Origin of the sequence: Sphingobium sp. D43FB (genome assembly GCF_002312805.1) — a bacterium.
In the GTDB taxonomy this organism is placed as follows: domain Bacteria; phylum Pseudomonadota; class Alphaproteobacteria; order Sphingomonadales; family Sphingomonadaceae; genus Sphingobium.
On record NZ_NMUA01000057.1, the window covers coordinates 1 to 12,468 of the forward strand.

At 60.2% G+C, this 12,468-nt stretch carries 16 protein-coding genes and 1 pseudogene; 12 read left to right on the top strand and 5 right to left on the bottom strand.

The window, feature by feature from the left end; translation table 11 throughout:
• From SxD43FB_RS21995 to SxD43FB_RS26155, 4 genes and pseudogenes are all read left to right on the top strand, one after another.
• Nucleotides 1–133 (top strand): annotated as a pseudogene (locus SxD43FB_RS21995) (IS5/IS1182 family transposase); the annotation flags it as partial.
• A 102-nt stretch (nt 134–235) separates the two neighbouring features.
• Complete coding sequence (locus SxD43FB_RS24970; RefSeq protein ID WP_141249597.1) at nt 236–514, top strand: hypothetical protein; 279 nt, start codon at nt 236–238, stop codon at nt 512–514.
• A complete protein-coding gene (locus SxD43FB_RS22000; protein ID WP_096063951.1) occupies nt 511–753 on the top strand; it encodes a hypothetical protein in 243 nt (80 codons plus the stop codon). The genes SxD43FB_RS24970 and SxD43FB_RS22000 overlap by 4 nt, the downstream gene beginning before the upstream one ends.
• A gap of 239 nt (nt 754–992) precedes the next feature.
• The gene (locus tag SxD43FB_RS26155; RefSeq protein WP_255245857.1) at nt 993–1,154 is read left to right on the top strand and encodes an excalibur calcium-binding domain-containing protein; all 162 of its coding nucleotides are present in this window, start codon (nt 993–995) and stop codon (nt 1,152–1,154) included.
• Between the two features lie 509 nt (nt 1,155–1,663).
• Here the strand turns inward: SxD43FB_RS26155 and SxD43FB_RS22015 are convergent.
• On the bottom strand, nt 1,664–2,029 hold the full coding sequence (locus tag SxD43FB_RS22015; RefSeq protein WP_096063953.1) for a transcriptional regulator: 366 nt from the start codon (nt 2,027–2,029) through the stop codon (nt 1,664–1,666).
• An 11-nt stretch (nt 2,030–2,040) separates the two neighbouring features.
• On the bottom strand, nt 2,041–2,343 hold the full coding sequence (locus SxD43FB_RS22020; RefSeq protein ID WP_096063964.1) for a type II toxin-antitoxin system HigB family toxin: 303 nt from the start codon (nt 2,341–2,343) through the stop codon (nt 2,041–2,043).
• Nucleotides 2,344–2,993: 650 nt separating this feature from the next.
• Here SxD43FB_RS22020 and SxD43FB_RS22025 point away from each other — a divergent pair.
• The 4 genes from SxD43FB_RS22025 to SxD43FB_RS22040 all read left to right on the top strand — a co-directional run bounded on the left by SxD43FB_RS22025 (nt 2,994) and on the right by SxD43FB_RS22040 (nt 5,212).
• Entirely contained in the window at nt 2,994–3,653 is a 660-nt protein-coding gene (locus SxD43FB_RS22025; protein WP_096063954.1) for a helix-turn-helix domain-containing protein, read from the top strand.
• A 35-nt stretch (nt 3,654–3,688) separates the two neighbouring features.
• Complete coding sequence (locus SxD43FB_RS22030; protein WP_096063955.1) at nt 3,689–4,087, top strand: hypothetical protein; 399 nt, start codon at nt 3,689–3,691, stop codon at nt 4,085–4,087.
• 3 nt (nt 4,088–4,090) lie between these two features.
• On the top strand, nt 4,091–4,369 hold the full coding sequence (locus SxD43FB_RS22035) for a hypothetical protein (RefSeq protein ID WP_096063956.1): 279 nt from the start codon (nt 4,091–4,093) through the stop codon (nt 4,367–4,369).
• Between the two features lie 183 nt (nt 4,370–4,552).
• Nucleotides 4,553–5,212 carry a TetR/AcrR family transcriptional regulator gene (locus tag SxD43FB_RS22040; protein WP_096063957.1) on the top strand — a complete coding sequence of 220 codons (660 nt, stop codon included), beginning with the start codon at nt 4,553–4,555 and terminating at the stop codon, nt 5,210–5,212.
• A gap of 153 nt (nt 5,213–5,365) precedes the next feature.
• Here the strand turns inward: SxD43FB_RS22040 and mobQ are convergent, their stop codons facing one another.
• Complete coding sequence (mobQ, locus tag SxD43FB_RS22045) at nt 5,366–6,598, bottom strand: MobQ family relaxase (RefSeq protein ID WP_255245856.1); 1,233 nt, start codon at nt 6,596–6,598, stop codon at nt 5,366–5,368.
• 145 nt (nt 6,599–6,743) lie between these two features.
• Between mobQ and SxD43FB_RS22050 the strand changes: the two genes are divergently transcribed.
• Nucleotides 6,744–7,019 (top strand): mobilization protein, encoded by a 276-nt coding sequence (locus SxD43FB_RS22050; RefSeq protein WP_096063958.1) that lies wholly within the window; start codon nt 6,744–6,746, stop codon nt 7,017–7,019.
• The gene (locus SxD43FB_RS22055) at nt 7,012–7,272 is read left to right on the top strand and encodes a hypothetical protein (RefSeq protein WP_096063959.1); all 261 of its coding nucleotides are present in this window, start codon (nt 7,012–7,014) and stop codon (nt 7,270–7,272) included. The genes SxD43FB_RS22050 and SxD43FB_RS22055 overlap by 8 nt, the downstream gene beginning before the upstream one ends.
• On the opposite strand, the gene SxD43FB_RS22060 is transcribed toward SxD43FB_RS22055, so the two are convergent.
• Nucleotides 7,269–10,247 (bottom strand): Tn3 family transposase, encoded by a 2,979-nt coding sequence (locus SxD43FB_RS22060; RefSeq protein WP_096063960.1) that lies wholly within the window; start codon nt 10,245–10,247, stop codon nt 7,269–7,271. The genes SxD43FB_RS22055 and SxD43FB_RS22060 overlap by 4 nt on opposite strands.
• 4 nt (nt 10,248–10,251) lie before the next feature.
• Nucleotides 10,252–10,836: a recombinase family protein gene (locus SxD43FB_RS22065; RefSeq protein ID WP_020997492.1), complete on the bottom strand. Its 585-nt coding sequence runs from the start codon at nt 10,834–10,836 to the stop codon at nt 10,252–10,254.
• A gap of 489 nt (nt 10,837–11,325) precedes the next feature.
• Between SxD43FB_RS22065 and rnk the strand changes: the two genes are divergently transcribed.
• Nucleotides 11,326–11,778: a nucleoside diphosphate kinase regulator gene (rnk, locus tag SxD43FB_RS22070; protein WP_343228864.1), complete on the top strand. Its 453-nt coding sequence runs from the start codon at nt 11,326–11,328 to the stop codon at nt 11,776–11,778.
• Nucleotides 11,779–11,782: 4 nt separating this feature from the next.
• Nucleotides 11,783–12,079, top strand: a complete 297-nt coding sequence (locus SxD43FB_RS22075) for a hypothetical protein (RefSeq protein ID WP_096063962.1) — start codon at nt 11,783–11,785, stop codon at nt 12,077–12,079.
• Nucleotides 12,080–12,468: the final 389 nt, after the last annotated feature.

A 12,468-nucleotide genomic window follows, 5' to 3' on the forward strand; every position in this document is an offset into this window, starting at 1 on the left:
CTGCTTCAAGCTGCTTGGTCAGCGCGTCATGGCCCGCACCTTCGAGCGTCAGATAACCGAGCTCAAAGTCCGTGCTGCAATCCTCAATCGCTTCTCGCAAATCGGCACACCAAATACTGTCCGCGTCGCGTAGTAATCTCAAATAAAGCCCGCAGCAAACCTATCAGGAGTTATGCAACAAAGCCCCGCGGATGCGCGAAGCGCGTCCGCGATCTCGAATAAGCGGGAATCGCACATGTCAGAATTTACTGAAAAGCCGCACCATCGCCTATCGCACCATATCGATGGGATTCGCATCGTAGAGAATCGCCAGCGGTTACGCTCAAGACCCAAGCACTTCTTTTCTAACAATTTCTCTCTGGAAATAGAAGACGAAGCGACCACACATTATGAAACCGATTCCAACAGCAGGCTCAGTCGTCTGGGTAGATTTATTGACCTAAACCTTGCTTTCCTAATTCTGGTCGTTGGCGTTCCAATACTTGTTTATTGCGTGATTAGCTCGTCGCTTTGATAGGCCAGATCGGCATCATCGTCCATGACCGTTGGTATCACCGGTCATGGACGGTGCGTCGAATTTTGACATTGGCTTTCCCGAAGCCTGTTTCCGATCTGATGCATAAATCACAAGTTTTGCATCAGGTCGAGAATGGCGGAAATCTGCACCTCTCCCTGATGCAAAAATCTGATGCACATCTAGCGCTCCTTCTGGTCGCGATTCATGTAGGCACCGATGAAGCAACGAGCCTTTAACCCAGCTTTGCTAGCCCAGCACGATGCGCCGCCGCTCCTCCTTCAATCAGCTATCGCCAAAGGGGCAGCGAAGGACACGCACTCGCCAACCTGATCCTAAGCCCGTTCCTATGGAATTGAAGCTCCTTGGGGCAGCAGCGGCACTGGGAGCAATTGTAGGTGTCGGGTCGATTGCAGCAAGCGAGGGTGGGGTGCAACGCGTCGCCTCCGCCGCTCATTCTTTCGCGGTAAATACTGGCATGGCTCGTGCCCGCGCACCCCAGGCTGGCGATTATTGGGCTGGGTGTGATTCTGCCCGCTCAGCAGGCACCGCTCCGATTTACCGTGGGGAGCCAGGCTACCGCGTCGAGATGGACGGGGATAGGGATGGCATCGCTTGCGAGCCGTATCACGGAAATTAACAGAAAAGCCGCCCTGGCACCGATGATGCAAAAGTTTTGATTTTTGCATCAAAAGCGACCGGGATGGCAAAGATCGACCTGAACGAAAGACCTTTTTTGGATCCCCCCATTTGTGACTCGAGCGTCCGCTAATGGGGTTGCGATCGGAACACCGGCCTTCGACTCCCGCAAGCACAAAAACGGCCATCTTCCGCATCAATGTGCGACAAACAGGTGTTTGCCGACACCTGAGCGGGGCTGTCGGCGCTTAGCGTATATCTGGGTCCGTTCTATGTACTGACCCCGGACAGCTTCAGCGGATCAGCGCCGGGGTCTGGTGGGACCGCCTGAAGGAATGGATCACCGCCGCCCTGATCGGACTGGGCCTGATCTTCGCCGCGGCCCTAGCCTACCGCTGGGCGCAGGAACCCAAGATCGAGCGCCAGCTATACGGATGCACCGCAAAATGGGACGCAAAAGCCCAGACGTGCAGGGGCAAGTGGGTGCCCCTCTATGAGCAGCAGCCCTGACTAGCGCGATAGTTGATATTCGCGGACAAGGATCGACGCAGGGACGTGCCATGCCCGTTCGATTTTGCGGATCATGTGGAGGGTCAGTCCCCGCTTGCGGGCCAGAACCTCGGTCGCACGCGATTGGCCGATCAGGGACGCCAGATCGGCGCGGGTGCGCCCTTCCGCTTCCATAGCCGCCTCAATCGCTTCCACCGGGTCCAGCTTGTCGACCGGCCACCGCTTCCGCTCATATTCATCGACCAGTGTTGCCAGCACGTCGAGACGATCCTCGTCCGGGCTGCCCGCTTCCGCGTTCCAGAGCGCACGGATTTCATCAACCGCTGCCCGATGGTCCTCATCGTTCCTGATAGGTCTGATATCCATTTGCCTGTCCTTCAAAACTGATCGACGGTCGCGGCATCGATGCGGTCATATTCAGCATGTGTCCCAATAAACTTTACGAAAGCGATCCCTCGCCGGAAATGGAATGCAACAATCATTCTATGATCGCCGCCCGCCACTTCGAATCTGACCCGCTCTGCCGTCACCGTTTTTGCTTTTGAAAAGTCCGCTATGACTTCGCTTGTCGAAGACCATTCCGCATTTTCCGCAACCTCTAGCCAATGTGTTAGCGACGCACGGGTCAGGGGATGCGTCGTGAAATAGGCCACGATGTTTTTGCGGGCGATGATCCTCATGGCCATCCTATGCCATTTCCCAATATGGGAAACAACCTCTATTTCCCAAGACGGGAAGCAGCATAGGTCAGTCGGGTTTCCCTTTGGTGCCCGGTAGGGCACCGCCAAGCCCTTGGATGGCGAAACTCTACCCCCAAGCGCCTCCCTGCGTCCTATGGGCCGGAAATCGCCTCCCGCACCCCCTGATAGCTAATTGCGACCTTGCAGCGTGTGCGACGTGGAAGGGGTGCGGATTCCTGTCCGCCATGCGCCTAACGCGTGCCGCGACTAGCGGCACTCATCATCACCGCCGCAGGCGGCCTGATTAGCGAGTTACCCACCCCCCGCCGCCGCCAGCTTTGGGATAGCGCTATGGCGGGGCATGGATAACTCGCAGCCCCCTTTCAGGGGGTAATCATAAGATCATAGAAGGCGTTAGAAAAAACATGTTTATAATCAATGACTTATTTTGGGGGGTAGTCCCACCAGCTATGGGACTACCCCGTCCCACCAGCTATGGGACTGGTTTGACAAATTTTATCAGCAATTTGACAATGGATGTCCGCCAAAATAGACAGCCAATGTCAACCGGTGGATAATTTTTGTTCGTTGGTGAGACGGGGTAGTCCCATCGTGACCAAAAACCGGACACGGTTGAGAATAGGTAGATCATGACTGCAAAAGAGAAGGGCCTAGCTCTCGCCACGGCACCGGGTGGGACATGGGTGCAAACCGAGCGAGCAACCCATGAAAAATGGGCCAAGCTAATCGGCGCGCACCCAAAGGCAGCGGCTCTCATGCACGTCATCGTCGGCAATATGGGACGCCACAATGCCCTTGTTGCCAGTGTGCCTAACTTACAACGGATGATGGGGTGCTCTCGTAATACTGTTCTCAGAGCAATTAGCGTCCTTAGAGAACAGAACTGGATCGAAGTTAGGCAGTTAGGCGGTGTCGGCACAACAAACGCCTACATTGTCAATGACCGGGTAGCATGGACCGGCAAGCGTGATGGTATCCGCTACAGCCTATTCTCAGCGGCTGTTCTTGTATCCGACGATGAACAGCCGGACAGAGACGAGATTGGCACTCATCCACCTCTTGAGCGCGTCCCTTCACTCTATCCCGGAGAACGCCAACTTCCTGCTGGCCCCGGCTTGTCACCACCCTCTCAGGGATTTTTTGCAGGCATGGAGCCTGATCTGCCTGCTATCGAACAACCAGAACCCGATCAGGCGATGCCAGAGGAACTGACCCAGCTTGTCACCGGCCTAGGAAACAAGCTCCGCGCACCCGATACCTCTCCCCCTGATGATGCAACCGATATATAGATACTATACAGGCTAATTTAACAGCGAGTGACACCATGGGTATCACCCTAAGAGAAGCGTCAGAAAAGGTCGGTGTCACCCGCCAAACGCTTATGAAGGCTATCAAGACAGGCAGGGTTTCCGCCGAAAAATCAGATAATGGCGAGTGGCGTATTGAGCCTGTCGAACTGTTCCGCGTGTGGCCCCCTGTAAACGGGGTGCAGCAACCTTTACAGCTAGATTTAACAGATGGTGACACCCCCGGTTTACAGGCTGAAAACAGGCTGTTGCGGGAACAAGTTGCAGAACTGCGCGAAGAACGGAACGCTTGGCGGGAACAAGCACAACGACTTGCCCTGACCGATCAGCGTGCACACCCTCAACCTACTCCCCAGCGCGGATTCTGGTCGCGGCTGTTCAGCCGCCAGGGCGACAGCCCTAGCGGCGAGGAATAAACGATGGATGCTCCAACCGGCCCTGTATGGTCACAACAACAGGCCATTGCTTACGAGGTCGCGTTGGAGGCCATCAACGATGTGATCGCGGGATATAGTGAGCAGATCGCGCTAGAGCAGGCTCGGCCCACGCCGAACGCAGCCCGGATTGCTTGGCTGGAAATGCGGACCGATCAGGCCGTTTCAGTCCACCGCTCGCTCAACGTGTGCGATGACGGCAACGTGCAGCAGGCGATTTCCGAATTTAGCGCCATCGTCCGCGCAAGGGATGAGGGGCGCTGATCCTATGGCCCCGTCGCAATTCACCTGTTCCTCGTCCATTTTGGGACTGTTTAGGCGGCATTTCTGACCATTCTGCCAGAATCTATATCAGGCCCGGTCGAGGGCATCGAAAAACCGGGGAGCACGCTTGCGCTGAAGCACGCTTCACCTTAAATCAACAAATGTTGATTTAAGGTGAAGCTGATGATGTCACATGCTCCTGCCGATCTTAAGCGGAAGCGGGGTCGCCCTCGACAGGACGAGGGGCCTGATCCTGAGCAAATCCTAAAAGCGGCGCTTTCGGCGTTCGCAAAATATGGTTGGGCGGGAACCGATCTCCGCAATATCGCCAAAGTAGCCGGCGTAGATTCGTCTCTCATCGTGCGTCGATACGATGGGAAAATGGGGTTGTGGCGCGCTATAGTAGATAATGTTTCATGTACGTTGAAGCGATGGCAGGCAATGGACGAGCAGACCGACTTGCCGGTACGCGATCGACTGTGCCTGATGATTGAAGGCTTTGTCGGTATCAGTCTTGATCAACCAGACCTTGGTCGTTTTTTCATCGATCAAATATCCGAGGTCGGCGAGCGTCGAACTTATGTGATCGAGCAAATCTGGTCTGTCCATCGTGGCCTCGTGATGCCTCTGCTCAAGGAGGCCGAAGCCGAAGGCGTATTGCCGCCGGGATGCAACGCCGACATATATCATTCCATTCTTGTCGGAGCGGTTGCCATGCCCTTGCTGACTCGAACCGTATCCCTCCCAGGCATCGATACTGCCCAGCAACGGGAAGCCTTTTTGCATAACATCCTGTCCTTGTTTGCTATGCGCGAGAGCGCAACGCATGGTGGCCGTCCTTAGGATGGATGAATTCCTTGTCAGGAATCACATGATCCCGCGCATGGCTGGCCTGCCCGGTTACGACCGCACCGCCGCCGCGATCTGGCTGCACGAAAAACCCTGACGGATTGGAAGTCCCTACGGAAACCCCGATTTCAGGGTTTTCCGTCACCCTCACCGGCTCATGCCGCGATCCCGTTGCAGGACCAGCTCGCGCTGGTTGATTAGCTGGCCCACCGCCCGCGCCATCTGCGGCTCGCGCTGGATCTTCTCGATGTAGAGATCCTTAGTCTTCTGGTTCGCCCCGTTATAGGCGTCCACTGCCTTGCGTAGCGCCTCCGGGGTAGCCTTCCAGTCGCTGTTATGATCGCCATAGCCATGGGCGCCCGCCTCGCGCTTCCCGGCTATGGTCCTGAACTTCTCCGCCACCTTCTCCCGTTCCTGCGCCTGCTGGCGCTCCTGTGCCTGCGCACGTGCGCGCTCGGCGGCAAGCCGCTCCTGACGCTGCGTCTCGGCGGCATCGTGTCGATCGCGATCGACCGCCCCGCTCAAGGTCGCCGCGAAATCGTGCAATCGCCCTGTCACGCGCTGGGTCATATCGCGCACCCACTCGGTCCCCCGCTCGATATACTGTCGCAGGCCTCGCCGCTCGATGACGCCGGCATTGTGCTGGCCCACCATCGTCACCGGCTCATAGGCCCGCCCCTCCCGCATCGCCTGATGCTCGGCGCGGCGCTCCATCGCCGTCGCGCTCGGCCCCATATGCACGGTGGCCTCCTGCTCGATCCCCTGCCGCTGGTGGCTGCGATGGTCCACCCGCTCGACGCTACCGGCGCGCTCAAGGGCGACATTCTGCATCTCGGCCCACCGGCCACGCCAGCGCTCGACCTCTCCGCTCGTCTTCTGGTCCAGTTCGCGGGTCTTGGCTCCCATCCCTTCCGGCCCGATCTTGCGGGTTGTCGTCAGCAGATGAGCATGATGGTTGCGCTGGTCGCCCTCGCGACCTGGTGCATGGATCGCCACGTCCACCGCCACCCCATGCCGCTCGCTGATCTCTCTCGCGAGGCCCAGCGCAAGCTCGCGCCGCCCCTCGGCTGACAACTCGGCAGGCAGCGCGATTTCATATTCGCGGGCCACGGTGGAGTTCCTGCGCGTCTCGGCCTGCTCGGCGGCGTTCCAGAGCGCGGCCCGGTCGTTGGCCCATGCCGGGGCGTCGGCGGGCAGGACAAGCGCGCTATGCTCGACGCCCTGCTTGCGGGTGTAATCGTGGATGAGGCCGGTGCGCTCGTCCGTGATTTCGACACCTGCACGATAAGCCGCTGCCGCCGTCGCACTGCGACCGGCGGAACGGCTGATCGTCTTCACCGCAAGATGGAAGCTCGCCATCGCCGCGTCCTTACTGGCCATGCGGGAGCATGGCGCGGGCGATAGCCCGCTGGGTTCAGGGGTATCCCCTGACGCACGCAAACGCAAGTTTGCATAAGTGCGCCCTTCCTATCTTTCGCTCGGTCGGGTCCGATGCTACCAATATCGCAAAGCGAAAGGATTGACCATGGCCGCTCCCACGCCAGAGGCTATCGAAACCGCCCGTCGCAAGGTCCAGCAGGCCAAGGCACGGTTGCAGGCACTGGAAGCCCGCGCCGCCACCCTGAACCGCAAGGCCGATGCGCGCCGCAAGATCATCCTCGGCGGCCTGCTCCTCGATGCCGCCATGAAAGACCCCGCATGGGAATCCCACCTCACTGACCTGATGAACCGCATCAGCCGCGATCAGGACCACAAGGCGTTCGAGGGCTGGACCTTCAAGGGAGGCCCCGCCGATGCCTGATCCCTTCGACCCTGCCGAGTTCGACGCCCCCCCTCCCTCCGATCCCGGCGCGGACTATCGCACCCTGCTCGACGCCATGCGCAAGGCCGGAGCCGAAGGGGTCGCCCAGCAGGTCGACGCCTTGTCCCGCCAGATCGAGCAGGACGCCCGCCAACGGGCCGAATGGACCGCACAGGCAGGCGCGGGGGTCGATGCCCTCCACCGGGCCGCTGGACAGGGGGCGGTACATAGAACGGACCCAGATATACGCTAAGGTTTCGCCGGGCCTTCGACGGCGTGCATCTGGCGAAGCGGCCTGAGGGCCGGCGATGGCGCATCGGGGTCGGTCCAAAGATAATCGCCGGTGAGGTTGATGTGCTGCCATCCGAGCGGCGAAAGGTGTTGCAGCAGGTCCGGCGGGATCGACCGGCCTAGACTGGCAAGATGCATGCGGGCGGCTTGCATGTAGGTCGTATTCCAGAGGACGATAGCACCGGCGACGAGGTTGAGTGCGCTCGCTCGATGGGTCTGGGCTTGCAATGCGTGATCGCGGATACGGCCGATCCGGTGGAAAAAGATGGCGCGTTTCAGCGCATTTTCGGCCTCACCCTTGTTGAGTTCGCGGGTCGCGCGACGCCGCTGTTCGGGTTGTTCGATCCAATCGAGCGTGAACAGGGTGCGCTCGACGCGGCCGATCTCGCGCAGTGCCAAGGCCAGGCCATTGGCGCGGGGATAGGAGCCAAGCCGTTCCAGCATGATTGACGCACTCACGACGCCGGTGCGGATCGAGGTGCCCAAGCGCAGCACGTCGTCCCAATGGGCAGCGATCAGGCCCTCATCGACCTTGCCCGCGAGGAGCGGCGCAATATCGGGGCCGGGTTCGATGCCGTCAAACAGGTAAAGCCGGCGCGCGGAGATATTCGGTATGCGCGGCGCAAACCGGAATCCGAGTAGATGGCATAGCGCAAATACATGGTCGGAAATGCCCCCACCATCGACGTGATGCTCCTCGATGTGCAGATCAGCACCGTGATGGAGCAGCCCGTCCAGCACCTGCGCCGCCTCGCTCGCGGATGCGGAGATGACGGTGGAATGAAACGGCGCGTAGCGATCCGAGACATGGCTGTAGAAGGAGACGGCAGGCTCCGCGCCCTTGTGCGGATTGACCGCACCGGTCGCCTGGGCACGGCGATCGAGCGGGAAGTTCTGACCATCCGAACTGGACGATGTCCCGGCCCCAAACAGGGCGGCGAGTGGCGCGGTGTGCTGGGCATCGACCAACCTGGCGAGAGCCCGACCGTAGGTTTCCTCGCGTAAATGCCACGAGGCGAGCCAGCTGAGTTGGCGTTGGGTCACGAGATTGCAGGCTTCAGCCATGCGCGTATGACCAAGATTGGTTGCATCGGCGAGCACCGCCGTGAGGATAGCGCGGGGTTCATCGGCAACCCGACCGCTTTGCAGATGCGTAAAGCACTGGCTGAATCCGGTCCATCGATCGACTTCAGCAAGGAGATCGGTGATGCGGATCGCGGGAAGATGGGCGTAAAGCGGCGCAAGGGCGCTATCCGCTTCAGCCGGCGTGACCGCCTTCAACGGCGAAATCCGCAGCTTGCCGAGGCTGAGTTGTACATCTTCCAGCGTATCCGTCTCCGCTTTTCGCTCGACCTCTGCCAATCTACGGGCGAGCCGGGTACGCCGTTCGGCTAGCCAGGCATCGGCCGTATCAGGTGCCGGAATCGGCAAAGGGCCGGCTGCCCGCATGGTGGCGAATACCGGGCCAGGAATAAGCTGTTGCTCGACGGCACGATAGCGTCTGCTTCCCTCGACCCACATGTCGCCGGCACGAAGCCTGTCCCGAAGCTCGACCAGGACGCAAAATTCATAAACTCTGCGATCGGGAATGCCGGGGCCGATCGCGCGACGCCAGGCCTGCCGAATGAAGGCAACCGGCGCATCCGGCGGCAGTTTTTTCAGGCGACCGAGATGAAGGTCGCGCATGATAGCGACTGCTCGCGCGAGCGTATGGCAGGCCGGGACCGCTCCGAACGTGAACGAGGCGATGAACAAGGGACCGACCTGTCGGAGGACGGGGTAGTTGGTAGCGGCGATCGTAACGGGATCGACGGCATCGGGGCGGATCAGCTTGCGGGCTTCATCGACTTCACGGCCGAGATCGTCCCATCCAACTACGGCCTCGACCGCGGCGCCGATGTCGCCGCCCGACACTTTGGCAGTGAGCAGGGCATCGCCGAGCCGGGCGAGTAGCCGGATTTTACCATTGATGGTGCGCCGGTCGCGCTTGAGCGCTGTGTCTGCACCGTTCTGCTCGCGCCGAAACATCTGACCCAGCAGGCGGTCGAACATCAGCACCGCATCGTCGGTAAGCGTGACGATGGTTTCGAGTACGGTTGCCGCCAGCGTCGCACGGCGCCGCGTTGCTTGCAGCGTCCGGACATGTTGCGCCGTCAGCCGAGCCCCTTCCTGACAGAGGCGTCGCAGGCGTTCGGGATGTATGCCTGCCGCGATATCGGGATCGATCCCGATATCGCGCAGCAGAGCTAGCCGCCGGATGATGACGGCGAACGTCTTGCGACCGGGCTTGCCGGGCGGCTGCCGCACCCATCCGAGGCCGCTGAGGTTCGTGCCGGCGTGAGGCAGAAGAAGGGCGTCAAGCAGACGGCGTTGCCCAGTCTCCAGCCCTCGGGTCAGATGCTCGGCGACGTGGCGCTCGGCGTCGAGCAACGCCTGCGCAACCATCCGTTCGACCGAACTGATGCCAGGTACGATGATGCGCCGTCGTCGGCACTCGCCTAGTAGCGACCGTGCCAGCCCAGCCCCGCTGGTCGTCGTCAGCCCAATCGGCAGCAGCCATTCCTGCAACGCCGCTCGCAATGGCCGGCTGAACTGTGTGAACCCAAAGCCCTCGCGCAGCGCATCGAGCTGTTCGTACCGGGTCGGGCCGCGCGTCGCATAATCGGCCAGCACCTCGGGCGCGATCTGCAATTGCTCGGCGACGAACGCGAGCGGCGTATCGGGGATCAATTCGCCCGGGCGCAGCAAACGGCCGGGATAGCGCAGCGCGCATAGCTGGATCGCGAAACCCAGACGATTATGCGGTCGCCTGCGGCGCACGATGATAGCCAGGTCATCCTCACTCAACGTCCAGTGCTGAACGAGCGTGGTTTCATCATCGGGAAGTGCGAGCAACGCCATGCGTTGCTCGTCCGACAGCACGGCGCGACGAGGCATCGGGTTAGGCTCTAGCGGGCGGCGCCCAACCGATCCGGGCAAGAGTGCCAATCAAGGTCGAACGCGGCACCTTGAAGGTGCGACAAACGGATGCCTTGCTTGCTCCGCCATCAAGCGCGGCAGTAATCCGTTCAAGGGTCTCAGTGTCGATCATGGGAGGCCGTCCACCCTGGCGCCCTCGACGCTTTGCAGCCGCCAGTCCCGCCATCACCCGCTCGCGCGTCAGCGCGCGCTCATATTGCGCCAGCGCGCCGAACAGCGAAAATAGCAGTTCGCCGTGCGGCGTGTTCGTATCCATCTGCTCAGTCAGCGAACGGAACGCGATGCCACGCGCCTTTAGGTCAGTGACGATCGCCAGCAAATGCGGCAACGATCGCCCAAGCCGATCGAGTTTCCACACGATCAGCGTATCACCCGCACTCAAATAATCGAGGCAGTCCTTCAGGCCCGGTCGATCGTCGCGTGCTCCCGATGCCTTATCAGTATGCAAATTACGCGGATCGACACCCGCCGCGACCAGAGCGTCGCGCTGAAGATCGACAGTTTGGCGATCATCGGCCGATGACACTCGCATATATCCGACCAGCATGTACGACAAACCCTCAAAACCACTTTGTCGTACACTACGTCAAAGCGACAGGGTTTGTCGACTATTCAGGCGCAGGATTGCCGACCAAAGCCGAGGGATCACCCAAGGGTGTCCGAAAACATGTGTTTTCCGACAGGGTTCGGCTCTTAAAAGCTGCCGGGCCGCTTCCTCCCAAATTCACGAGAAAAGTCGGCCACTTTTTGAAAGCGGACGTTTCGAACCGTGGTTCTGACACTTCCTGCCTCGCAAAATGTGTGGGGCCTGCGGCAGCTTCACAGCCGACCGGTTGTGACACCGTACGCTCGATAGAAGTGCCAAGGGTTGACGTAACCTGTTGCAGGCATCATCTTCGATTGATGTACGCTCCCGCGACATACAGGCGCTTTCGCCACCACGCCGGGCAACTCGCCGCGCGCCTATAGCCCGGGCTTTGAACGGCGTTGCCGCCTGAGTTCGGGCCTTATTCGATCTGATCCTTATGGTCGCGCCGTGCGCGCCGGTCTTGAATGGCGGAAAGCTGCTGCAATGGAACAATACACTCTCCCGGCGAATAGTCGTCCGGCTATCCATCTTACCGCTGGCGAATGCGACGCGCTCTCGGAACTGGCGCTTAGCGCCGAACACAGGGACCCACATTCCTCGGCGATGCTTCTGGCCGAGCTTTATCGCGCCGAGTTGTACGAGCCGGGCGAACTGCCGGAGCAAACGGTGGCGATGAACTCGCGGATCGACTTCATCGATGAAGGCACTGGCGCGCGCCGCACCGTGCAACTCGTCTATCCGCGCGATGCGGACATAGCTGCAGGACGCGTTTCGATACTGACTCCGATTGGTGCCGGCCTGATCGGCATGACAGCCGGGTCTTCGATCCGCTGGCCGGATCGCGATGGCCATGACCGGCTGTTGCGCATCGTGAGCGTGACGCCGCCCGGAGACGGTTGAGGCCATGATCGAGGAACTGGCCCGTCACCGCTGCACCGGGGATGACGGCACGCCTTTGTTCGTGGTTGAGCACCGCCACCTCTTCACTTCGCAAGGGGGAGTAGGAGCGCGACAACATCGCGGCTCGGCCTGGACAACGCTGCTCAACGGCGAGCCTGTGCGCTACATCGACAACCGGACCTTTGAAGTGATTGCGACGGGTGAGCTGCTTGCCCACGATCCACAGCGTTGCGACTGTGCGCCCGCAGTCAGGATCGCGACACGGGATGGTAGCAAGGAAAATATGGCGGGGCAGACATAGCCATGTCCGTCTGGATTACCCGATCAGCCCCCGACAACCTGCGCACGGCGCGCGAACTGCGCGGGTTGGGACAGATAAACGATCGGCTGCCGCGTCGATTTGACATTAAGGAGGTGTACCGCGATGTTCGCTGGATGCCTCTGCTTGAGACATATAAGCGGTTCATTGATCACGCCGGCCAACTCGCCGCACGCCGCTAGCCCGAGCTCGCGGACATTTGCCGCTTGAGTTCGGGCTCTATTCGATTTTGATCCCGCGGATGGGCTTTGTTGCGAAATTGCGCCTGGGGGATTCCTCAGGTGAATCGAGTGCTTTAGGGGGCGGCTATGCCCAAGCCAGCCTCACCAAAGTATCGCACGACAAACTGGAGCGCGTATAATGCGGCGCTG